Source organism: Pseudomonas sp. NFACC37-1, from assembly GCF_900101575.1.
Taxonomy (GTDB): domain Bacteria; phylum Pseudomonadota; class Gammaproteobacteria; order Pseudomonadales; family Pseudomonadaceae; genus Aquipseudomonas; species Aquipseudomonas fluorescens_AA.
The window spans coordinates 48,090-69,383 of sequence record NZ_FMUZ01000034.1; the positions used below are offsets into that span (position 1 = coordinate 48,090).

Consider the following 21,294-nt stretch of genomic DNA (forward strand, 5'->3'; position numbering starts at 1 on the left):
AGGAGCGATCAAAATGAACGGCTTGAGCGATGTGCGGCTGATGTTACACAGTCAGGAACTGGCGGCAGGGCAGGAGAAGGGGCTGCGCAGCGCGACATTGCGCAATTCGCCGTCCGGCCTGAGCCGCTGGGCCCTGTTCTGGCATCGTCTGCATACACGCAAGGCCTTGTTGGAACTTACACCCGAACAGTTGCGTGACGTCGGGCTGAGTCGTGAGCAGGCGTTGGAGGAGGGGCTCAGGCCGTTCTGGCGGCTTTGAAGTGGTGCCGGCCCTGAGGCGGCTATCGCGGGCAAGCCTTGCTCCCACAGATTGAAATGGCCTGTGGGAGCAAGGCTTGCGCGCGATAGCGTCGTCGTGGTGAAGCTCTTTAAACCAACTCTTTCAACCGATGCCACAACATCCCCAACGCCAACAGCGGCGAGCGCAAATGCTTGCCTCCCGGGAAGGTCATATGCGGGACCTGGGCGAACAGGTCGAAACCGCTGCTGTGCTGCCCGCTGATGGCCTCGGCCAACAGTTTGCCGGCCAGGTGCGTGGCATTCACGCCATGGCCGGAATAGGCCTGGGCGTAATACACATTGGGTTGATCCTTGAGCCGACCGATCTGCGGTAAGCGGTTGGCACCAATGCCAATCATCCCGCCCCATTGATAATCGATTTTCACATCCGCCAATTGCGGGAACACCTTGAGCATTTTCGGACGCATATAGGCGCCAATGTCCTGCGGGTCGCGGCCGGAATAGTGACAAGCCCCGCCGAACAGCAAGCGGCGATCCGCCGAAAGCCGGTAGTAATCCAGTGCCACCCGTTGATCACAGACGGCCATGTTCTGCGGCAACAGCGCCTGTGCCTGGGCCTGGCTCAAGGGCTCGGTGGCGATGATGTAGCTGCCGGCCGGCAGGACTTTGCCGCCGAGTTGCGGATTGAGTCCATTGAGGTAGGCATTGCAGCCCAGCACCAGTGTCTTGGCACGGACCGAGCCCTGTTGGGTGTGCACGTTCACCTCTGGGCCGTAGTCGATGCGCGTGACCGCCGATTGTTCGAACAGCCGGACCCCCAATTGTTGCGCGGCGTCGGCTTCGCCCAGGGCCAGGTTCAACGGATGCAAATGGCCCGAACCCATGTCGATCAGTCCGCCGACGTAGCGATCCGAACCCACGACGCTGTGCATTTCGTCGGCTTGCAACAGTCGGGTCGGGTGGCGATAACCCAGGCTGCGCAATTCTTCGGCGTCTTCGGCGAAGCCTTCCAGGTCGCTGGGTTTGTTGGCGAGGTCGCAGTAGCCCCAGGTAAGGTCGCAGGGGATTTGAAAGCGCTCGACGCGCTGTCGGACGATTTCCACGGCCTCAAGCCCCATGAGCTTCATCTGGCGCACGCCGTCGGTGCCGATGATCGGCGTGAACTGGTCGAGGCCATGACCGACGCCACGAATCAATTGGCCTCCGTTGCGCCCGCTGGCTCCCCAGCCGATCCGGTGCGCTTCCAGCAGCACCACGCTCATGCCGCGTTCGGCCAGTTCGATCGCCGTGTTCAACCCAGAGAACCCGCCGCCGACCACGCAGACATCCGCCCGCAACTCACCCTGCAGTAGCGGATGGTCCGGTTGCGGCAGGCTGCTGGCGGCGTAATAAGAGGCGGCGTGCGCGTGGTTCGGGACAGGTTGCTGAACACGGGCGTTCATGTGCGTAATCCTGATTGTTGTGTTTGAGAAATTTTACGGAGCATAAGCCGGGGCTTCCTTCCTGGGCAACACCGGTCGGTTGGCGCTGTCTGGCGCGCGGTCTTTAAGGCAGAATCCCGGTTTGTCCCTCTCGGTAACCGCCTCGATGAGCTGCAACAGTCAAAAAATCCGCACGCTACGCCAGCAGATTCCCTCGTTCGAGTGCGTACCGGGCTGCCATGACTGCTGCGGTCCGGTCACCACCTCGCCCGAGGAAATGGCCCGCTTGCCCCGCAAGACCCGGGCCGAACAGGACGCGGCCATGGACGCCTTGAATTGCGTGCACCTGGGGCCCGACGGTTGCACCGTCTACGACGAGCGACCGCTGATCTGCCGGCTGTTCGGCACCACGGCGACCTTGCCGTGTCCCAATGGCCGGCGGCCGGTGGAACTGATTCATCCGCGGGTCGAGAAACAGATTCATGAGTACATGGCCAGCACCCGGCAGGTGTTGGTCTAGCCGCCAGGGAGACCGAGTGGCGTCCTTCGCGAGCCAGGCTCAATCAGGAATCGGCAGGTTCAAGCTCTCCTTTACTTCTTCCATCACGATGTAGCTCTTGGATTCGCGCACGTGGGGCAGCTTGAGCAGGATGTCCCCCAGCAACTTGCGGTACGAAGCCATCTCGGAAATCCGTGCTTTCACCAGATAGTCGAAATCCCCTGACACCAGATGACATTCCAGCACGTGAGGCAGTTTCAGCACGGCGCGTCGGAACTCTTCGAAGGTGTCGCCGGATTTGTAGTCGAGGCTGATCTCGACAAATACCAGCAGGCTGCCTTTCAAGTGCTGCGGATTGAGCCGGGCGTTGTAGCCCATGATGATGCCCTCGCGCTCCAGGCGCCGGACCCGCTCGGTGCAGGGCGTGGTGGACAGGCCGACCTTTTCCCCCAGCTCGGTGAAGGAGATCCGTCCGTCCGCCTGGAGAATGCGCAGGATGTTGCGGTCGATCTTGTCCAGCTCGCGTTTGGTCTGAGTGTTGGTACGCACAGGTGATGCGCCTCCATGAAAAGGGGTTTTGCCGAGAATTCTCGCCAAATATAGGTGTTTATATAGTGAAAAGCACTGGCTGATCTTTTTTACACTGCGCCCATCAAAGCTATGTACAACAAACGTCAGCGGTTCATCCGCGATGAGGGCATCAACATGCGCGTTCTGGTCTTGGGTAGCGGCGTCATCGGTACCGTCAGTGCTTATTATCTGGCTCGTGCCGGGTTTGAGGTGGTGGTGGTCGACCGTCAGCCAGCGCCTGCCATGGAAACCAGTTTCGCCAACGCCGGCCAAGTGTCGCCGGGTTATGCCTCGCCATGGGCCGCGCCGGGCGTGCCGCTCAAGGCCATCAAGTGGCTGCTGCAACGGCATGCGCCGCTGGCGATCAAGGCCACGGCCGACATTGACCAATACCTGTGGATGGCGCAGATGTTGCGCAACTGCACCGCCAGCCGCTATGCCATCAACAAGGAACGCATGGTGCGTCTGTCCGAGTACAGCCGTGATTGCCTCGACGAGCTGCGCGCCGAAACCGGCATTGCCTACGAAGGCCGTAGCCTGGGGACTACACAGCTGTTCCGCACCCAGGCCCAGCTCGATGGCGCGGCAAAAGACATTGCCGTGCTGAAAGAGTCTGGCGTACCGTTCGAAGTGCTCGACCGCGAAGGCATCGCCCGGGTCGAGCCGGCCCTGGCCAATGTCACCGACATCCTGGCCGGTGCCTTGCGCCTGCCTAACGACCAGACCGGCGACTGCCAGATGTTTACCACGCGCCTGGCGGAAATGGCGGTGAAGCTGGGTGTGCAATTCCGCTTCGGCCAGGATATCCAGCGCCTGGACTTCGCTGGCGACCGCATCAACGGTGTCTGGATCGACGGCAAGCTGGAAACCGCCGACCGCTATGTGCTCGCCCTGGGCAGCTATTCGCCGCAATTGCTCAAGCCCCTCGGGATCCGTGCGCCGGTGTATCCGCTCAAGGGGTACTCCCTGACCGTGCCGATCACCAACCCGGCGATGGCCCCGACCTCGACCATTCTCGACGAAACCTACAAGGTCGCGATCACCCGCTTCGACAATCGCATTCGGGTGGGCGGCATGGCGGAGATCGCCGGTTTTGACCTGTCCCTGAACCCGCGTCGGCGTGAAACCCTGGAGATGATCGTCAACGATCTTTATCCTCAGGGCGGCAATCTGACCGAGGCAAGTTTCTGGACCGGCTTGCGTCCGACCACCCCGGACGGCACGCCCATCGTTGGTGCCACGCCCTTCAAGAATCTGTTCCTGAACACTGGCCACGGTACCCTCGGATGGACCATGGCCTGTGGTTCCGGTCGCCTGTTGGCAGACCTGATGGCGAAGAAGAAGCCGCAGATCAGCGCCGAAGGCCTCGATATTTCCCGTTATGGCAACAAACATCAGGAGTCTGCAGAACATGTCAATCCAGCGCCAGCTCACCAATGACCGCATGAGCCAGGTTGTCGTGCACAACGGCACCGTTTACCTGGCCGGGCAGGTCGGCGACGACATGAACGCCGGTATTGAACAGCAGACCCGCGAATGCCTGGCCAATATCGAGCGTTTGCTGGACTTGTCGGGGACCGACAAAACGCGGCTCCTATCGGTGACGATCTACCTGAAGGACATTGAGGCTCATTTCGCAGGCATGAACGCCGTCTGGGATAAGTGGCTGCCCAAAGGTGTCGCCCCGGCCCGGGCCACGGTCGAGGCCAAGCTGTGTGAACCGCAGATCCTGGTGGAGCTGTCCGTCGTGGCTGCGCTGCCTTAGTACCTGCCCAAACGATCCCTCTCCCGGCGCTGGGTGGTTCACCCTGCCAACCTGCGCCGGTTTTTTATTCATGACCGCCTAGAAGCCTGCCGCCATGCGTCCTGCCCGTGCCCTGATCGATCTCCAAGCCCTGCGTCACAACTACCAATTGGCCCGTGAGGTCACGGGGGCCAAGGCCCTTGCGGTGATCAAGGCCGACGCCTACGGGCACGGTGCCGTGCGGTGCGCCGAGGCGCTACAGGGCACGGCGGACGGGTTCGCCGTGGCCTGCATCGAAGAAGCCCTGGAGCTGCGGGCCGGTGGGATCCGTGGGCCGATCCTGCTGTTGGAGGGGTTTTTCGAAGCCGATGAGTTGCCGTTGATCGTCGAGCATGATTTCTGGTGCGTGGTGCATTCGTTGTGGCAGCTCGAAGCGATTGAAAAAGCCGCGTTGAGCCAGCCGATCACGGTCTGGCTCAAGCTCGATTCCGGCATGCACCGGGTCGGCCTGCATCCGGCGGATTACCAGGCGGCCTACCGTCGCCTGCTCGCCAGCGGCAAAGTGGCGAAGATTGTCCTGATGAGCCACTTCGCCCGTGCCGATGAACTGCACGATCCCAGCAGCACCGAGCAACTGGCCGTGTTCGAGGCGGCCCGTCAGGGGCTGGCGGCAGAGATCAGCCTGCGCAACTCCCCTGCGGTGCTGGGCTGGCCGCAGATGCCGAGCGACTGGGTGCGGCCGGGCATCATGCTCTACGGCGCGACCCCCTTCGACGAACCCAACACTGTCGCCTCGCGCCTGCAACCGGTGATGACCTTGGAATCGAAGATCATCTGTGTGCGTGAATTGCCCGCCGGTGAGCCGGTGGGCTACGGTGCTCGCTTCGTGACCACGCAACCGACTCGGGTTGGCGTGGTCGCCATGGGCTATGCCGACGGCTACCCACGCCAGGCGCCGAACGGCACGCCGGTGCTGGTGGATGGGCAGCGCAGCCAGCTGGTCGGGCGGGTGTCGATGGACATGCTGTGTGTCGACTTGACCCATGTCCCCCAGGCCGGGCTCGGCTCGACCGTGGAGTTGTGGGGCAAGAACATCCTCGCCAGTGATGTCGCCAAGGCCGCCGACACGATTCCTTATCAGATTTTTTGCAACCTGCGGCGGGTGCCACGGCTCTATTCCGGGGGCTGAGACGAAGCGCCACCTACCGAAAGTCGCTTCGCCGCACAGGATTCGGGTCAAAGTGTTGTAAATACTGAACGCTGTCGCCATGATAACGCTCACTTTCCTCACAACCTGATTCCCTGGAGGCTCCAGCATTGGACGTCGGTGAACGACTGCAATCCATTCGTAAACTCAAAGGCCTTTCCCAGCGTGAACTCGCCAAGCGCGCGGGCGTCACCAACAGCACTATTTCGATGATCGAGAAGAACAGCGTCAGCCCCTCGATCAGCTCGCTGCGTAAGGTCCTTGGCGGGATTCCCATGTCCATGGTCGAGTTTTTCTCCGAAGAGATCCTTCAGGAAAAACCGACCCAGATCGTCTACAAAGCCAACGAATTGATCGACATCTCCGATGGTGCCGTGACCATGAAGCTGGTGGGCCGGGCGCATCCGAGCCGGGCGATTGCCTTTCTCAACGAGATCTATCCGCCGGGTGCCGATACCGGCGAAGAGATGCTCACCCATGAGGGTGAGGAGACCGGGATCCTGGTGGAAGGGCGGCTGGAATTGGTGGTCGGTGTCGAAACCTTCGTGCTCGAGGCTGGCGACAGCTACTATTTTGAGAGTACCAAGCCCCACCGTTTCCGTAATCCGTTCGACGTGCCGGCGCGACTGATCAGCGCAGCCACGCCGGCCAATTTCTAGACCAAGAGGCGCCAGGCCCGCGTGGCAAAGGCGCCCACCTGTTGGGCTGTCATGACAAACAAGACCCTTGCGACTTTGGGGTTGTTTCGGAGTGACAGGCTTACCGCTATACTTGCGCCCGCCTGCAAACCGTGGCCGCAGGCGTGACTAGCCACCATTGAGGGTGTACGCGTGAACCTAATTATGAAAATGCTGGCTGCACCAGCAACCGTATTGGCCCTATGGGCTGCGACCGCTCAAGCGGCGCCGAACGACGAAATCGCCAAGCGCCTTGAACCCGTCGGCCAGGTCTGCGTCCAGGGCAAGGAATGCAAGGGTATGGAAGTCGTGGCCTCGGCCGGCGGCGCCGGCGGTGCCAAGGCGCCGAAAGACGTAATTGCAAAGCATTGCAACGCTTGCCACGGCACGGGCCTGCTGGGCGCGCCGAAAATTGGTGACAAGGCTGCGTGGAAAGAACGCGCCGATCACCAGGGCGGTCTCGACGGCATCCTGGCCAAGGCCATTACCGGCATCAACGCCATGCCACCTAAAGGCACCTGCGCCGATTGCTCGGATGACGACCTCAAGGGTGCTATCAAAGAGATGTCCGGTCTGTAATACGTCGGCATCCTTCACAAAAAAGCCGCTTACGAGCGGCTTTTTTGCGCCTCGGATTTTTCGGGACTGTTCATCGCAACCAAGACCCGGCAAGCTCGGTCCAACCCACATTCATGGAATGTCCTGGAGGGTCCGATGGTGCAGTTGTGTTCAATCGAACAGGCGGTGGATGACGTGCTCGAGCGCCTGCCCGCGCATATTCACCTCGGCATGCCCCTGGGGCTGGGCAAGCCCAACCTGTTCGCTAACGCGTTGTACCGGCGCATCGCACAGCTGCCCGAGCGACAGCTGACGATCTACACCGCCCTGAGCCTGGGCCGGCCAAACCTGGGCGATGGTTTGCAGAAGCGCTTCCTCGAACCCTTTGTCGAGCGGGTCTTCGGCGACTATCCCGAGCTGGATTACCTGGTCGACCTGCACCAGGACAGTCTGCCGGCCAACATCCACGTCCAGCAGTTCTTCATGCAGCCTGGCAGCCTGTTGCACAGTGCGTCGGCCCAGCAGGACTATGTCAGCAGCAACTACAGCCATGCGGCCCGGGACATCAACGCCGCCGGCTTGAACCTGGTGGCGCAACTGGTGGCGAGCGCCCCGGAACACCCGGACCGCCTGAGCCTGAGCTGCAACCCGGACATCACCCTCGACCTGCTGCCGATGATCGCCAAGCGCCGGGCGGCCGGGGAGACCATTCTCCTGGTCGGCCAGGTGCACAACGATTTGCCTTACATGCCGGGCGACGCGGAAGTCGGCATCGACGCTTTCGACCTGTTGATCGACGAGAAGGACAGCCACACGCTGTTTTCCACGCCGAACATGCCGGTGGGTTTCCAGGATCATCTGATAGGCCTGCACGCCAGTACCCTGGTGCGTGACGGCGGGACATTGCAGATCGGCATCGGCGCCATGGGCGATGCGTTGACGGCGGCGCTGCTGGCGCGTCAGGCCGATAACGCCGGTTACCAGGCGTTGCTGGCGGACCTGAACCTTAGCCAGTGGGCGCAACTGATCGAGCGCGAGGGCGGGGTCGAGCCGTTTGCCAAAGGGCTGTACGGTTGCAGTGAAATGTTCGTCAACGGTTTGCTGGTGCTGGCCGAGGCCGGGATCATCCGGCGCAAGGTCTACCCCGACGAGCCGACCCAGGAACGAGCGAACGCCGGAACCCTCGACGAGGCGGCACAACCCGACGGCATCTGCATACACGGCGGATTCTTCCTCGGCCCGCGCAGTTTTTACGAGCGCCTGCGCGAGTTGCCGCAGAGCCGTCTTCTCGAATTCAACATGACGCGCATCAGTTACATCAACGAGCTCTACGGCCAGGAGCCGCTCAAGCGCCTGCAGCGCCTCGATGCCCGTTTCATCAATACCGTCTTCACCATGACCCTGATGGGGGCCGGGGTGGCCGATCAGTTGGAGGACGGGCGAGTGCTCAGCGGCGTCGGCGGGCAATACAACTTCGTTGCCCAGGGCCATGCGCTGGAGGGCGGGCGCTCGATCCTGCTGCTGCGCAGTTGGCGCGAGGCCGGGGGGGAGATCAGCTCGAACATCGTCTGGGAATACGGCCATTGCACGATCCCCCGGCACCTGCGCGACATCGTGGTGACCGAATACGGCATCGCCGACCTGCGCGGCAAGACCGACGCCGCGGTGATCGAGGCGTTGCTGAACATCAGCGACTCGCGCTTCCAGCCAGGGCTGATCGAGCAGGCGCAGAAGGCTGGCAAATTGCCGAAGGATTTCCGCCTCGATCCGCGGTTCGCCGACAACACGTCGGAGCGATTGCAGGCGATCCAGGCTCGGCATCCGAATCTGTTTCCCGAATACCCGCTGGGGTGTGATTTCGATGGGGTCGAGCGGGACCTGTTGCGGGCGCTGAACTGGCTCAAAAGCAAGTTCAAGCTCACCGAGATCCTGGAGTTGGGCAAAGCCGCGCTGGATGCGCCAGAGCCCTGGGAATTTGCCGGGCATCTGGAGCGGATGCAGCTGACCAGTCCTGAAGGGCTGAAGGAGGAGCTGTTCCAGCGGCTGCTGCTGGCCGGTCTCAAGGCTACTGCACAACAATCAACCTGAAACCCCTGTGGGAGCACTGTCCCACAGGGGACACTGGGTTAGTCGATGAAGGTCACGACCCCACCCGCCAGCGACTTCACCCGGGCCAAGGATTCAACGCGATAGCCCTGGGCGTCCAGTTCCGCGCGGCCGCCCTGGAACGACTTCTCGATCACGATCCCCAGCCCGGCGACGGTGGCGCCGGCCTGCTTGATGATGGAAATCAGCGCCTGGGAGGCTTTGCCGTTGGCCAGGAAGTCATCGATGATCAGCACCCGATCACTGCTGGTCAGGTGACGCGGGCTGATGGCAACGGTGCTTTCGGTTTTCTTGGTAAACGAATACACGGTGGCCGACAGCAGGTTCTCCGTCAGGGTCAGGGATTGTTGCTTGCGGGCGAAGATCACCGGTACGCCAAGGTTCAGCCCGGTCATTATCGCCGGGGCAATGCCCGAGGCTTCGATGGTGACGATCTTGGTGATGCCCGAATCCTTGAACAGCGCGGCGAATTCGTCGCCGATCAGCTTCATCAATTGCGGGTCGATCTGGTGGTTCAGGAACGCGTCGACTTTCAGGACCTGATCGGAAAGCACGATGCCTTGTTCACGAATTTTCTGGTGCAGGGCTTCCATGAAGCCTCCTCTGATGACGCCTTCAGCGCCTGAAGTCGTTGAAAAAAAGTAGTCGATTCTAGCGCTTTAGCATCGCGCGTATATCCGCCAGGGCACTGTTGCCGCGAACAACTTTGACTTCCGTCGGCGTGTCGTCGTTGCCTTCCCAGGCCAGGTCGTCCGGCGGCAGCTCATCGAGAAAGCGGCTGGGGGCGCAGTCGATCACTTCGCCGTACTGCTTGCGCTTGGCAGCGAAGGTAAAGGCCAGCGTCTGGCGTGCCCGGGTAATGCCGACATAGGCCAGGCGCCGTTCTTCCTCGATGGTGTCGGCCTCGATGCTGGAACGGTGCGGCAGGATTTCCTCTTCCATGCCCATGATGAACACGTAGGGAAATTCCAGGCCCTTGGAGGCGTGAAGGGTCATCATCTGCACGCCTTCGGCGCCGTCTTCCTCTTCCTGCTGGCGCTCGAGCATGTCCCGCAGCACGAGTTTGCCGATGGCGTCCTCGACCGTCATCTCGCCGTCTTCGTCCTTTTCCAGGGTGTTCTTCAACGCCTCGATCAGGAACCAGACGTTACCCATGCGGTAATCGGCGGCCTTGTCGCTGGAGCTGTTGGTGCGCAGCCAGTTCTCGTAGTCGATGTCCATGACCATGCTGCGCAGCGCCGAGATCGGATCTTCCCCGGCGCACTGCTCACGTACCTTGTCCATGAAACGCTTGAAGCGCGCCAGGCGATCGGTGAAGCGGCTGTCCAGATGTTCGCCCAGGCCGATTTCATCGGTGGCGGCGTACATCGAGATCTTGCGCTCGGTGGCGTAGTTGCCGAGTTTTTCCAGGGTGGTCGAACCGATTTCCCGGCGCGGCACATTAATCACCCGCAGGAAGGCGTTGTCGTCGTCCGGGTTCACGATCAGGCGGAAGTAGGCCATCAGGTCCTTCACTTCCTGGCGCCCGAAGAAGCTGTTGCCCCCCGACAGGCGATAGGGGATCTGGTGATGCTGCAATTTCAGCTCGATCAGCTTGGCCTGGTAGTTGCCGCGGTACAGGATCGCAAAGTCGCTGTACGGCCGGTCGGTGCGCAGGTGCAGGCTGAGGATTTCCATGGCCACGCGCTCGGCTTCGGCGTCTTCGTTGCGGCAACGGATCACGCGGATCTCGTCGCCGTGGCCCATCTCGCTCCACAGTTGTTTTTCGAACTCGTGGGGGTTGTTGGAAATCAGCACGTTGGCGCAGCGCAGGATGCGGCTGGTGGAGCGGTAGTTCTGCTCCAGCATCACCACTTTGAGCGACGGATAGTCGTCCTTGAGCAGCATCAGGTTTTCCGGACGCGCGCCGCGCCAGGCATAGATCGACTGGTCGTCGTCGCCCACCACGGTGAACTGGTTGCGCTTGCCGATCAGCAGCTTCACCAGCAGATACTGGCTGGCGTTGGTGTCCTGGTATTCGTCCACCAGCAGGTAGCGGACCTTGTTCTGCCATTTTTCGAGAATGTCGGCGTGGTCCTGGAACAGCTTGACCGGCAACAGGATCAGGTCGTCGAAATCCACCGCGTTGAACGCCTTGAGGGTGCGTTGGTAGTGGGTGTAGACGATGGCGGCAGTCTGTTCCTTGGGGTTGCGGGCGTTCTCCAGGGCTTCGGCGGGCAGGATCAGGTCGTTTTTCCACGAACCGATCATGTTCTTGATCTCGTCCACGCCGTCGTCGCCCGAGTATTCCTTTTGCATGATGTCGGTCATCAGGGCCTTGACGTCGGTCTCGTCGAAAATCGAGAAGCCCGGTTTGTAGCCCAGCCGCGCGTGCTCCTTGCGGATGATGTTCAGGCCCAGGTTGTGGAAGGTGCAGACCGTCAGGCCGCGGCCTTCGCCGGCGCGCAACAGGCCGCCGACCCGCTCTTTCATTTCTCGGGCGGCCTTGTTGGTGAACGTCATGGCGACGATGTATTGGGCGCGGATGCCGCAGTTCTGGATCAGGTGCGCGATCTTGCGGGTGATTACGCTGGTCTTGCCGGAGCCTGCACCGGCGAGCACCAAAAGAGGGCCGCCGACATAGTTCACGGCTTCTTGCTGCCGGGGATTGAGTCGGGACATGACAGAGTCAGGGAGTCGTTTGCGAAATGGGCCGGCATTTTAACAGGCTCTGAGAATTGTGCTGCTCTGTCCGACTTGTGACGCATGCAGGATTGTCATTTGCCGCTTCTGCCACTTTCACGCAGGATGTGGAACCAATTGGGGCCCGCGCAGCATTTGGAGTGGGAAAAAACCACCGAAAGCGCGTGTTTGAGAACCGTTGGCATTGGTCATTGCCCATCGGCAGGTCATAATGCCCGGCGCCTACCACCTTGCAGAGTCTAGGGAGTCAGCTTGTCAACGCCTGTCGAACCCTTGCGTTTGCTGTTATTGGCCCAAGAGCCAGAGTGGTCAGCGATACTGCGCGAGTGCCTGGTGCCCATGGGCCCCTCGGTCGTGTTGATCAGCGCCCCGAGCTGGGAGTCCGTCAGCAGCCTGTTCGAAGACAATCGCAACGCGGTGTTGCTGACCGTTGCGACGTTGCAACCGGCACCGGGCCGTTGCAGCCTGCCGACCATCCTGTTGCTCGAGCACGAGCCGGCGGTTGCCCCCGACGGTGCCAGCGACTGGTTGGTGCGTGATGTCCTCGACAGCGCGACCCTGCGTCGTTGCCTGCGCCATGTGCGCGAGCGCGGCGTGTTGGAAAACACCCTGCAGCGCCTCGCCGAGCAGGATCCATTGACAGGCATCGCCAATCGCCAGGGTTTCCAGACATTGCTGGCGGCGCGCCTGGCGGAAAACGACGGCCGAGGCTTGGCGCTCGGTCACCTGGATCTGGACAACTTTCGCCACGCCAACGACGCCCTCGGTCACCAGGCCGGCGACCGCTTGATCCTGCAAGTGGTGTCGCGGCTAAAGGGGGCGCTCGAAGCCGGCGATCAATTGGCGCGGCTGGGCAGTGATGAATTTGCCTTGCTGATCGACACCCGCCGCGCTCCGCAGCGGGCCGAGTGGATGGCCGAGCGTATTACCGAAGCCTTGGCCGAACCCTATTGGGTGGACGGCGAAAGCCTGCTGATCGGTTGCAGCCTGGGCGTCGCCCATGCCCGCGCCCAGGCCGGCGCCGATCCGCTGATGTGGCATGCCCACATCGCCATGCAGCAGGCCAAGAGCACCCAGGGCTGCACCTTTCATATCTTCAACGAGCGCATCAATCGCAATGCCCGCAGCCTTGCCGACCTGGAAAGCGAACTGCGCCGGGCACTGCGTCGCGACGAATTGGAACTGCATTACCAGCCACGGTTGAATCTCGATGGCGGCCATATCGTCGGCCTCGAAGCCCTGGTGCGCTGGCGTCACGGCGAACGCGGCTTGCTGCCCCCGAGTGAGTTCGTGCCGCTGGCCGAACAGAGCGGCCTGATCGTGCCGTTGGGCTACTGGGTGATTTCCCGGGCGCTGCGGGACATGCAGGCCCTGCGCGAACGAGGGCTGGCGCCGTTGCACATGGCGGTCAACCTGTCGTTCCGGCAGTTCCAGGACAGCCAGTTGCTGCCGACCTTGAGCCGACTGATTGCCGAGCGGGGTGTCGAGGCGCAATGGCTGGAATTCGAACTCACCGAAACCGCCGTCATGCGCCGCAGCGAACTGGTCAAGCAGACCATGGATGCCCTGGGTCGCCTGGGGGTGCGCTTCTCCCTGGACGACTTTGGCACCGGGTTCTCCTCGTTCGTGCACCTCAACAGCCTGCCGATCGCCTTGCTCAAGATCGACAAGAGCTTCGTCGGCGGCATGGAGCAGCGCGAAGAGAACCGCAAGCTGGTGCACGCCATGATCAACCTGGCCCACAACCTCAACCTGGAGGTGGTGGCCGAAGGTGTGGAAACCCAGGAGCAACTGGACCTGCTACGCGGTTTCGGTTGCGACCAGGTGCAGGGCTTCCTGATCAGCAAGCCGTTGCCGTTGCCGGAATTGGTTGAGTATTTGACGTTCGAAAGTGATCAGCACTCCACACACGACGTCGTGGGCTGACACAAACCCATGTGGGAGCGAGCTTGCTCGCGAAGGCGGCGTGTCAGTCGATATATGTGCGGCTGATACACCGCCTTCGCGAGCAAGCCCGCTCCCACATGGAGAATCTCACTCGGCTTGGATGCTCTCGAAGCGCCGCAGTCCAGCCTCACTGCGAATCATCCGCTTCATCTTCCATTCAAACGCCAGGGTCAGGCTCACGGCCGCGCAGGCCAGCCCCAGGGCCAAGCCCCACCAGACACCGGTCGGTCCCCAGTTCAGGTGGAACGCCATCCACCACGCCGACGGTGCGCCGATCAGCCAATAGCAACCCAGGCCCACCAGGAAGGTGGTCTTGGCGTCCTTGAGCCCGCGAATGCAGCCCATGGCGATGGTTTGCGTGCCGTCGAACAGCTCGAACCACGCCGCCACCGCCAACAGGCTCACGGCCAGGTTGATCACGTCGCGGAACGCCGGGTCATCGTGGTCCAGGAACAAACCGATCAATTGATGGGGCAACAACCAGAACACCATGGCGAACGCCAGCATCGCGGCCGCGCCAAAACCAATGCCGACCCGACCGGCCAGGCGCGCCATCCACAGCTGCCCGGCGCCGTAGTGCTGGCCGATACGCATGGTGATGGCGTAGGACATTCCCGCCGGTACCATGAACGCCACCGAGACGATTTGCAGGGCGATCTGGTGGGCCGCCAACGGCGTACTGCCCATGGTGCCCATGCACAGCGCGGCGAACGCGAACAGCCCGACTTCCACCGCATAGGTGCCACCGATCGGCAGGCCCAGGCGCCACAGCTCCTTGAGGTATTGGCGATTGGGCCGCGACAGCCCATCCAGCAGCGGATAGGCACGGTAGGCCGGGTGCCGATGGATGTGCCAGGCCAGGGCCAGGGCCATGCAGTTGGCGACAATGGCCGTGACCAGGCCGATGCCCATCAAGCCGAGTTTTGGCAGGCCGAACATGCCGGTGATGAGCGCGTAGTTGAGCAGGAAGTTGGCCACCGTGCCGCCGAGACTGATCACCATGACCGGCGTGGCCCGGCCGATGGCGCTGGTGAAGCCGCGCAGGGCCATGAAGCTCAGGTAGCCGGGCAGGGCGAACGGCAGCGCCAGCAGGAACTGGCCGGCGGACAACACGTTGGTTTCGGTCTGGCCGAACATCAGCAGCACGGGCTTGAGATTCCACAGCAGCAACCCGGCCATCAGCGCCATCAACCAGGCCAGCCAAAGCCCGGCCTGGGTCAGCCGGGTGGCGCCTTCGATATCGCCCGCGCCCTGGCGGATCGCGACCAGGGTGCCCACCGCGGCAATCACGCCGATGCAGAAGATCGACACGAAGGAATAGGTGGCCGCCCCGAGCCCGCCTCCGGCGAGGGCTTCGGGGCTCAGGCGCGCCATCATCACGGTGTCGGTGAGCACCATCAGCATGTGCGCCAACTGTGAGGCAATCAACGGCCCCGCCAGCCGCAGGATGGCCCAGAGTTCGATACGCACCGGATGCCGCATGATCATCACGCTCCATGTTCAAACAAGGCAGTAAAGCGACGATTCTCGGTGCTCTTGGCGGATTGCACAAAAGGATAAAAAAGATCGCTGGCATGATTAAAACTCATGCTGGATGGGTTTCTGGTAGGGTTTGCAAACCACGCCATGGAGCTTTTGCGATGTCCCGTCGTCTTCCTCCTCTTTATGCGTTGCGAGCATTTGAAGCCGCGGCGCGCTATAGCTCGTTCACCCGGGCCGCCGAAGAGCTGTCGATCACCCAGAGCGCCGTCAGCCGGCACATTCGCACGCTGGAAGATCACTTTGCCTGCCGGCTGTTCCTGCGCAGCGGCCGCAACCTGCAGTTGACCGAGGCGGCGCGGTTGCTGCTGCCGGGCGTGCGCGAGGGTTTCATGGCGCTGGAGCGGGCCTGCCATACCTTGCATGGCGAAGACGGCATCCTGCGCATGAAGGCGCCTTCCACGCTGACCATGCGTTGGTTGTTGGCGCGCCTGAGTCGCTTCCGGCATCTGCAGCCCGGCAACGAGGTGCAACTGACCAGTGCCTGGATGGACATCGATTCGGTGGACTTCAACGTCGAGCCCTTCGATTGCGCCGTATTGCTGGGCAACGGGCATTTTCCGGCGGACTGGGAGGCCAGTTTGCTGTTTCCCGAGGAATTGATCCCGGTGGGCGCGCCGAACCTGTTGAATGACCAGCCCTGGGATGTGGCGCGGCTGGCCAGTGCTGAACTGCTGCATCCAACGCCGGATCGCCGGGACTGGCGCAACTGGTTGCAACGTATGGGGCTGTCCGACAAGGTCTCGCTCAAGGGGGGACAGGTGTTCGATACCCTGGAGTTGGGCATGATCGCGGCCGCACGTGGCTATGGGGTCTCCATGGGCGACTTGCTGATGGTGGCCGAGGACGTTGCCCAAGGGCGCCTGAGCCTGCCATGGCCGACGGCTGTCGCCAGCGGGGAACACTATTACCTGGTCTGGCCGAAAACCCGGCCGGGAGGTGAACGTTTGCGCCGGCTCAGCGACTTTCTCCAAGGCGAGGTCAAGGCCATGCAACTGCCTGATGTACAACGTCTAAGCTGAAACGTTGAAGTTGGCGTGCTAGCCACTTGGCATTAATCCGTGCAAACCGCTCAAGTATTTGGCGTTGCCGCCGAATCCGTGAACATGGAACCCTCGTTCAGAAAGGGTCTACTTACACCTCACCCGAATAAAATGCCGAGCGTGCGACGTGATCAGGATGATCCAGTCTCTCGGCCAGGAGCCGTCATGTCTCAACCCCGCGCCCGGATCGCCTCACAGCTAGGCCTTGCCCTCGCCGTGATACTGGCGATCGTGATCTCCGGCAGTACCGTCTTCGCCTTGCGTTCGCTGGACGCTGCCAACCTTGCCACCCGTGAAGAGCACTTGGCCAGCGAAGCGCGCCTCATGGCCGATCAGCTCAATACGTTCCACGGCACCTTGCGCGAGAGCACCCAGCGCCTGGCCGGCCTGTTCGAAAAGCGCTTCAGCGCGGGCCTGAGCGTGCACCCGGACCAGCCGGTGACAGTGGCGGGCGTGCAAACCCCAGGCTTGACCCTGGGTAGCGAAGTGTTGAACAACAACTTCAAGGAAGTGGATGACTTCAAAGCGATGACCGCCGGGGTCGCCACGGTATTCGTGCGCAGCGGCGACGATTTCATCCGCGTCAGTACCTCCGTCAGCAAACAGGACGGTACGCGGGCCATCGGCACTGTGCTCGACCGCGCCGGTCCTGCCTACGGTCCGGTGATCAGCGGGCAAAGCTACATTGGCCGGGCCCTGCTTTTCGGGCGCTTCTACATGTCGCAGTACACGCCTGTGCGCGACAGCAGCGGCAAGATCATTGCCGTGTTGTACGTAGGCTTCGACTACACCGATGCGCAGAACGCGCAGTTCGAAAACCTCAAGCGCTTCCGCATTGGCCAGACCGGCTCCCTGGCGCTGCTGGACGAACAAAACAAATGGCTGGTGCCGCCCGCCGGCGTGCAGGCGCTGGACAACGCCACCACGACCATCACCGGCTTGATCAAAAAGCCGGGCAAGGGCGCGTTCTGGGCCGATACCGCCGAAGATTTCTACAGCGTTGCCGTACCGTTCGAGGGCGGGCCGTGGGCGGTGGTGGCGAGCATGCCGAAAACCGAGATCCGCGCCGTGACCTGGAGCGTCGGTACGCAACTGGCCATTGGCAGCCTGCTGGCGATGCTGTTGGCGGTCGGTTCGGCAATGTGGTTGTTGCGTAGCAAACTGGCGCCACTGGGGGATCTGGTGCGCCAGGCCGAAGCGTTGGGCGCCGGCGACCTGAGCGTACGCCTGAACGTGTCGAGCCATGACGAAATCGGTCAGTTGGCCCGCGCTTTCAACCAGATGAGCCAGGCCCTGTCGACCATGGTCGAGCACATCCGCAAGGCCTCCCAGGAGGTCAACAGCCGCGCCCAGGCCCTGTCCGGGTTGTCCAGCGGGGCGTACGAAGGCATGGAACAGCAATCGGGCGAAATCACCAGTATGGCCGGCGCGGTGGAAGAGTTCAGCGCGACCTCCTTGAACATTGCCGACAACATGGGCAACACCGAGCGCCTGGCCCAGGAAAACGCCCAGCAAACCCGCATTGGCCGCACCTCGATGGATGAAGCGTCGTCGTCCCTGGAACAAATCGCCGGCGCGCTGAACAGCACGGCCACAGTCATCAATACCCTGGGCCAGCGATCCCAGGAAATCGGCGGCATCGTGGGGGTCATCACCTCGATTGCCGAACAGACCAACCTGCTGGCTTTGAACGCCGCCATTGAAGCTGCCCGGGCCGGCGAGCAGGGCCGTGGTTTCGCCGTGGTGGCCGATGAAGTCCGCAGCCTGGCGTCCCGCACCCGTCAGGCCACTGACGAAATCTCCGGCATGATCAACAGCATCCAGCAGGAAACCGGCAATGCCATCAGCACCATGGAACAGGGCAACCTGTTGATGCAGGAAGGCCTGTCGCGCAACGCCAATGTGGCCTCGGCCCTGGCGCGAATCGACGAGCAGAGCCGTTCGGCTGGCCAGCAATTCGCGGCGATCACCACCGCCACCCAGGAACAAAGCAGCACCGCGACCCTGCTCAGCAGCAACCTGCAAAGCATCGCCATGGCCAACAGTGAGCAGCGCCAGGTAGTCTCGAACCTGGCGGTCACCGCCAAGGAACTGGAGAAGCTGGCCCAGGACCTGCGCCAAGAGGTTGATCGGTTCCGCTGAAGCCTCTCACAAGTCCGCTCCCAGAGATTCCCGGTGGGAGCGGGCTTGCTCGCGATTGGGGTTGCCCAGCCAGCATCATCCCAATCTGACCCACCGCCATCGCGAGCACGCTCGCTCCCACAAATCGCTGTCGATCATGTAGTCGTGCTTTTTAAGGGTATTGCTGTTTTTAAGCTTGCTGAAACGTTTCTTCAAGTCTATAAAAACCGCACAACTCCAATAAAAGGTCGCGTCCATGACTCCGCTCAAACTCCTCGTTACCCTTGGCGCCTTGGGCGCTGCCACCCAGGCGATGGCTTGGGATTACGTCCTGCTGGATACCGATAAAGCCGCCCAACCCTGGCAAATCACCAGCCAGCAACTGGGTGTGAAAACCGGCAAGCCCTTTTCCGTGACGATGCGCACCCTGCACGGTGGCCGGCAAGAAGGCGTCAGCATCGTTGATATCGACAACGGCACCCTGAAGCTTTCAGTCGTCCCAACCCGTGGCATGAATGTGCTGCAGGCTTCCGTCGGTGATGTGCGCATGGGTTGGGATTCGCCGGTCAAGGAGGTGGTCAACCCGGCGTTTATCGAACTCAACGGTCGCGGTGGCTTGGGTTGGCTCGAAGGCTTCAACGAGTTGGTCACCCGCTGCGGCTACGAATGGGTCGGCCATCCTGGCATGGACAATGGTGAGCTGCTGACCCTGCATGGTCGCGCTGCCAATATTCCGGCCAACAAAGTCACCTTGCACATCGATGAAAAACCACCCTACGCCATCACCCTGCGGGGCGAGTTGAAGGAGCAGGCGTTCAAGAAGGTCGATTTCTCGGTGCAGACCGAACTGGTCACCGAGCCCGGCAGCGTGACATTCGCCCTCAGCGACACACTGACCAACAACGGCGATTACCCGAAGGAATACCAAGCGCTCTACCACAGCAATTTCAGCACGCCTTTCCTGGAACAGGGCGCTCGTTTCGCGGCACCGGTCAAGCAGGTCTCGCCGTTCAACGACAAGGCCAAGGGCGACTTGCCGGATTGGCAAACCTACCGGGCCCCGACCAAGGATTACGACGAAACCGTCTACAACGTCGTGCCCTATGCCGACGCCAAGGGCGACACCCTCACCGTGCTGCACAACAAGGCCGGTAGCCTTGGTGTGTCGGTAGGTTTCAACACAGGTACGCTGCCCGTGTTCTCCCTTTGGAAAAACACCGATACCCAAGGCCAGGGCTACGTCACTGGGTTGGAGCCAGGCACCAGTTTTTCCTATAACCGCCGATACCAGCGCCCCCTGGGCCTGGTGCCCACGATCGGACCGAAGGAGCACCGGCAATTCCAGATTCACTACAGCCTGTTGGCAGACAAGGGCGCAGTGGATAAGGCGCTCAAGCGCATCGATGCGATCCAGAACGGTCAAAAAACCGAGGTCCGGGAAACACCGTTGGTAGACCTGAGCAAACCGTAAAGCGGTTCAAGCCGACGCCGGCCGGTACTGCAACGCTTCGGCCAGGTGCTCGCGGCGAATGTTCCCCGCTTGCTCCAGGTCCGCCAGTGTCCGGGCGACCTTGAGCAAGCGGTGGGCGGCGCGCAGCGACAGGGTCAGCCGCTCGCAGGCGGTTTCCAGCCAGGTTTCATCGGTTGTGGATAACTTGCAATGCCGGCGCAACCCCGGCAGATCGAGGAAAGCGTTGGCGCAGCCCTGGCGGCGGTGCTGGCGTTCCCGGGCTTCGGCTACGCGCTCTGCGACCGTGGCCGTATCGTCCCCGGGTTCGAGCCTCGGGTTCAACGCCGTAGCCTCCCGGGCCACGGTCAGGTGCAGGTCGATACGGTCCAGCAGCGGGCCGGAGAGTTTGTTGCGGTAGCGCTGTACCATGTCCGGTGTGCAGGCGCAGCGGCCATTGGGCTCGCCAAGATAGCCACAGGGACAGGGATTCATCGCCGCCACCAACTGGAAGCGCGCAGGAAAGCGCACTCGATCCCGGGCGCGAGAAACCACGATGTGGCCGGACTCCAGAGGTTCTCTCAAGACCTCCAGCACCTTGCGGTCGAACTCCGGCAGTTCATCCAGAAACAGCACGCCATGATGGGCGAGGGTAATCTCCCCTGGCTGCGGTTTTGACCCGCCACCCACCAGCGCCGGACCGGAAGCCGAATGGTGCGGCTGGCGAAACGGGCGTTGCGGCCAGTGGCTCAACGGCACGCAACTGGCCACCGACTGGATGGCCGCAACCTCCAGGGCCTCGCTCTCGGCCAGTGGCGGCAACAGCCCTGGCAAGCGGCTCGCCAGCAAGGTCTTGCCGGTACCCGGTGGCCCGCTGAACAACAGGTTGTGGGCCCCCGCGGCGGCAATCAGCAAGGCCCGCTTGGCCCCGGCCTGGCCTTGTACTTCATTCAGGTCGGGGTAGGGCTTGCTGGCCGAGAGCAGTCCATTGGACACGAACGGCTCGACCGGCGTGTGGCCGTTGAAGTGCGCCACCGCTTCGAGCAGATGATCCACGGCGATTACCTTCAGCCCCGAGGCCAGGCAGGCTTCCTCGGCATTGGCCCGTGGCACCACTAGCATGCGCCCGGCCTTGCGCGCCGCCAGCGCCGCGGGCAACACGCCACGCACCGGACGCACCGCGCCGGACAAGGCCAGTTCACCGAGGCATTCCACGTCGTCCAGCGTCAGGGTTGGCACTTGCACGCTGGCCGACAGGATCCCCAAGGCGATGGCCAGGTCGAAGCGGCCGCCGTCTTTTGGCAGGTCCGCCGGCGCCAGGTTCAGGGTGATGCGCCGCGCCGGAAAATTCAGCCCCGAGTTGATGATCGCGCTGCGCACCCGATCCTTGCTTTCCTTCACCGCCGCCTCCGGCAGGCCAACCATCGTCAGCGAGGGCAAGCCATTGGCCAGGTGGACTTCAACGGTAACGGCAGGAGCCTCGACCCCCACTT

The 21,294-nt window shown here is 62.2% G+C and carries 18 protein-coding genes and 1 pseudogene; 13 read left to right on the forward strand and 6 right to left on the reverse strand.

Annotated elements, in window-relative coordinates; translation table 11 throughout:
* The first annotated feature begins 13 nt into the window (after nucleotides 1-13).
* Nucleotides 14-259: a DUF1127 domain-containing protein gene (locus BLP82_RS25035; RefSeq protein ID WP_092174453.1), complete on the forward strand. Its 246-nt coding sequence runs from the start codon at nucleotides 14-16 to the stop codon at nucleotides 257-259.
* Between the two features lie 109 nt (nucleotides 260-368).
* Here BLP82_RS25035 and BLP82_RS25040 read toward each other — a convergent pair whose 3' ends face one another.
* A complete protein-coding gene (locus BLP82_RS25040; RefSeq protein WP_092174456.1) occupies nucleotides 369-1,682 on the reverse strand; it encodes an NAD(P)/FAD-dependent oxidoreductase in 1,314 nt (437 codons plus the stop codon).
* A 145-nt stretch (nucleotides 1,683-1,827) separates the two neighbouring features.
* Here BLP82_RS25040 and BLP82_RS25045 point away from each other — a divergent pair, with 145 nt between their 5' ends.
* Nucleotides 1,828-2,181, forward strand: a complete 354-nt coding sequence (locus tag BLP82_RS25045; protein ID WP_072406062.1) for a YkgJ family cysteine cluster protein — start codon at nucleotides 1,828-1,830, stop codon at nucleotides 2,179-2,181.
* Nucleotides 2,182-2,220: 39 nt separating this feature from the next.
* Here BLP82_RS25045 and BLP82_RS25050 read toward each other — a convergent pair whose 3' ends face one another.
* Nucleotides 2,221-2,709, reverse strand: a complete 489-nt coding sequence (locus BLP82_RS25050) for an Lrp/AsnC ligand binding domain-containing protein (RefSeq protein WP_003206849.1) — start codon at nucleotides 2,707-2,709, stop codon at nucleotides 2,221-2,223.
* Between the two features lie 156 nt (nucleotides 2,710-2,865).
* Here BLP82_RS25050 and dadA point away from each other — a divergent pair, with 156 nt between their 5' ends.
* The 6 genes from dadA to BLP82_RS25080 all read left to right on the forward strand — a co-directional run bounded on the left by dadA (nucleotide 2,866) and on the right by BLP82_RS25080 (nucleotide 9,004).
* On the forward strand, nucleotides 2,866-4,170 hold the full coding sequence (gene dadA, locus BLP82_RS25055; protein WP_092174499.1) for a D-amino acid dehydrogenase: 1,305 nt from the start codon (nucleotides 2,866-2,868) through the stop codon (nucleotides 4,168-4,170).
* Nucleotides 4,142-4,495, forward strand: a complete 354-nt coding sequence (locus tag BLP82_RS25060) for a RidA family protein (RefSeq protein ID WP_092174459.1) — start codon at nucleotides 4,142-4,144, stop codon at nucleotides 4,493-4,495. Before dadA ends, BLP82_RS25060 begins: the two co-directional genes overlap by 29 nt.
* Nucleotides 4,496-4,589: 94 nt before the next feature.
* Entirely contained in the window at nucleotides 4,590-5,663 is a 1,074-nt protein-coding gene (gene alr / locus BLP82_RS25065; RefSeq protein WP_092174463.1) for an alanine racemase, read from the forward strand.
* Between the two features lie 128 nt (nucleotides 5,664-5,791).
* Complete coding sequence (locus BLP82_RS25070; protein ID WP_003206841.1) at nucleotides 5,792-6,340, forward strand: cupin domain-containing protein; 549 nt, start codon at nucleotides 5,792-5,794, stop codon at nucleotides 6,338-6,340.
* Between the two features lie 183 nt (nucleotides 6,341-6,523).
* Nucleotides 6,524-6,937 carry a c-type cytochrome gene (locus BLP82_RS25075; RefSeq protein WP_092174467.1) on the forward strand — a complete coding sequence of 138 codons (414 nt, stop codon included), beginning with the start codon at nucleotides 6,524-6,526 and terminating at the stop codon, nucleotides 6,935-6,937.
* A 135-nt stretch (nucleotides 6,938-7,072) separates the two neighbouring features.
* On the forward strand, nucleotides 7,073-9,004 hold the full coding sequence (locus BLP82_RS25080) for an acetyl-CoA hydrolase/transferase C-terminal domain-containing protein (protein ID WP_092174470.1): 1,932 nt from the start codon (nucleotides 7,073-7,075) through the stop codon (nucleotides 9,002-9,004).
* A 38-nt stretch (nucleotides 9,005-9,042) separates the two neighbouring features.
* Here the strand turns inward: BLP82_RS25080 and BLP82_RS25085 are convergent, their stop codons facing one another.
* Both BLP82_RS25085 and rep read right to left on the reverse strand, forming a co-directional pair.
* Nucleotides 9,043-9,615, reverse strand: a complete 573-nt coding sequence (locus BLP82_RS25085) for a xanthine phosphoribosyltransferase (RefSeq protein WP_003206836.1) — start codon at nucleotides 9,613-9,615, stop codon at nucleotides 9,043-9,045.
* Nucleotides 9,616-9,673: 58 nt separating this feature from the next.
* Complete coding sequence (gene rep, locus BLP82_RS25090) at nucleotides 9,674-11,683, reverse strand: DNA helicase Rep (RefSeq protein ID WP_060740076.1); 2,010 nt, start codon at nucleotides 11,681-11,683, stop codon at nucleotides 9,674-9,676.
* Nucleotides 11,684-11,956: 273 nt separating this feature from the next.
* On the opposite strand from rep, the gene BLP82_RS25095 reads away from it, so the two are divergent.
* Nucleotides 11,957-13,630 carry a putative bifunctional diguanylate cyclase/phosphodiesterase gene (locus BLP82_RS25095; RefSeq protein ID WP_092174475.1) on the forward strand — a complete coding sequence of 558 codons (1,674 nt, stop codon included), beginning with the start codon at nucleotides 11,957-11,959 and terminating at the stop codon, nucleotides 13,628-13,630.
* Nucleotides 13,631-13,738: 108 nt separating this feature from the next.
* Here BLP82_RS25095 and BLP82_RS25100 read toward each other — a convergent pair whose 3' ends face one another.
* Nucleotides 13,739-15,133 (reverse strand): NorM family multidrug efflux MATE transporter, encoded by a 1,395-nt coding sequence (locus BLP82_RS25100; RefSeq protein WP_092174503.1) that lies wholly within the window; start codon nucleotides 15,131-15,133, stop codon nucleotides 13,739-13,741.
* Nucleotides 15,134-15,291: 158 nt separating this feature from the next.
* On the opposite strand from BLP82_RS25100, the gene BLP82_RS25105 reads away from it, so the two are divergent.
* The 4 genes and pseudogenes from BLP82_RS25105 to BLP82_RS25115 all read left to right on the forward strand — a co-directional run bounded on the left by BLP82_RS25105 (nucleotide 15,292) and on the right by BLP82_RS25115 (nucleotide 19,825).
* Nucleotides 15,292-16,212: a LysR substrate-binding domain-containing protein gene (locus BLP82_RS25105; protein WP_060740079.1), complete on the forward strand. Its 921-nt coding sequence runs from the start codon at nucleotides 15,292-15,294 to the stop codon at nucleotides 16,210-16,212.
* A gap of 345 nt (nucleotides 16,213-16,557) precedes the next feature.
* Nucleotides 16,558-17,472: pseudogene (locus BLP82_RS32185) on the forward strand (Cache 3/Cache 2 fusion domain-containing protein); the annotation flags it as partial.
* 180 nt (nucleotides 17,473-17,652) lie between these two features.
* Nucleotides 17,653-18,375, forward strand: coding sequence for a methyl-accepting chemotaxis protein (locus BLP82_RS32190; RefSeq protein ID WP_371914151.1), 723 nt, complete (start codon nucleotides 17,653-17,655; stop codon nucleotides 18,373-18,375).
* A gap of 235 nt (nucleotides 18,376-18,610) precedes the next feature.
* Nucleotides 18,611-19,825: an aldose 1-epimerase family protein gene (locus tag BLP82_RS25115; protein WP_092174482.1), complete on the forward strand. Its 1,215-nt coding sequence runs from the start codon at nucleotides 18,611-18,613 to the stop codon at nucleotides 19,823-19,825.
* 6 nt (nucleotides 19,826-19,831) lie between these two features.
* On the opposite strand, the gene BLP82_RS25120 is transcribed toward BLP82_RS25115, so the two are convergent.
* Nucleotides 19,832-21,292, reverse strand: coding sequence for a YifB family Mg chelatase-like AAA ATPase (locus BLP82_RS25120; protein ID WP_256576675.1), 1,461 nt, complete (start codon nucleotides 21,290-21,292; stop codon nucleotides 19,832-19,834).
* Nucleotides 21,293-21,294 lie beyond the last annotated feature (2 nt).

What these genes read in the sequence shown, in the direction of transcription:
- BLP82_RS25035 (WP_092174453.1), top strand. Translation starts at nt 14, where the DNA reads ATGAACGGCTTGAGCGATGTGCGGCTGATGTTACACAGTCAGGAACTG.
- BLP82_RS25040 (WP_092174456.1), bottom strand. Translation starts at nt 1,682, where the DNA reads ATGAACGCCCGTGTTCAGCAACCTGTCCCGAACCACGCGCACGCCGCC.
- BLP82_RS25045 (WP_072406062.1), top strand. Translation starts at nt 1,828, where the DNA reads ATGAGCTGCAACAGTCAAAAAATCCGCACGCTACGCCAGCAGATTCCC.
- dadA (WP_092174499.1), top strand. Translation starts at nt 2,866, where the DNA reads ATGCGCGTTCTGGTCTTGGGTAGCGGCGTCATCGGTACCGTCAGTGCT.
- BLP82_RS25060 (WP_092174459.1), top strand. Translation starts at nt 4,142, where the DNA reads ATGTCAATCCAGCGCCAGCTCACCAATGACCGCATGAGCCAGGTTGTC.
- alr (WP_092174463.1), top strand. Translation starts at nt 4,590, where the DNA reads ATGCGTCCTGCCCGTGCCCTGATCGATCTCCAAGCCCTGCGTCACAAC.
- BLP82_RS25075 (WP_092174467.1), top strand. Translation starts at nt 6,524, where the DNA reads ATGAAAATGCTGGCTGCACCAGCAACCGTATTGGCCCTATGGGCTGCG.
- BLP82_RS25080 (WP_092174470.1), top strand. Translation starts at nt 7,073, where the DNA reads ATGGTGCAGTTGTGTTCAATCGAACAGGCGGTGGATGACGTGCTCGAG.
- BLP82_RS25085 (WP_003206836.1), bottom strand. Translation starts at nt 9,615, where the DNA reads ATGGAAGCCCTGCACCAGAAAATTCGTGAACAAGGCATCGTGCTTTCC.
- rep (WP_060740076.1), bottom strand. Translation starts at nt 11,683, where the DNA reads ATGTCCCGACTCAATCCCCGGCAGCAAGAAGCCGTGAACTATGTCGGC.
- BLP82_RS25100 (WP_092174503.1), bottom strand. Translation starts at nt 15,133, where the DNA reads ATGCGGCATCCGGTGCGTATCGAACTCTGGGCCATCCTGCGGCTGGCG.
- BLP82_RS25105 (WP_060740079.1), top strand. Translation starts at nt 15,292, where the DNA reads ATGTCCCGTCGTCTTCCTCCTCTTTATGCGTTGCGAGCATTTGAAGCC.
- BLP82_RS32190 (WP_371914151.1), top strand. Translation starts at nt 17,653, where the DNA reads ATGGCCGGCGCGGTGGAAGAGTTCAGCGCGACCTCCTTGAACATTGCC.
- BLP82_RS25115 (WP_092174482.1), top strand. Translation starts at nt 18,611, where the DNA reads ATGACTCCGCTCAAACTCCTCGTTACCCTTGGCGCCTTGGGCGCTGCC.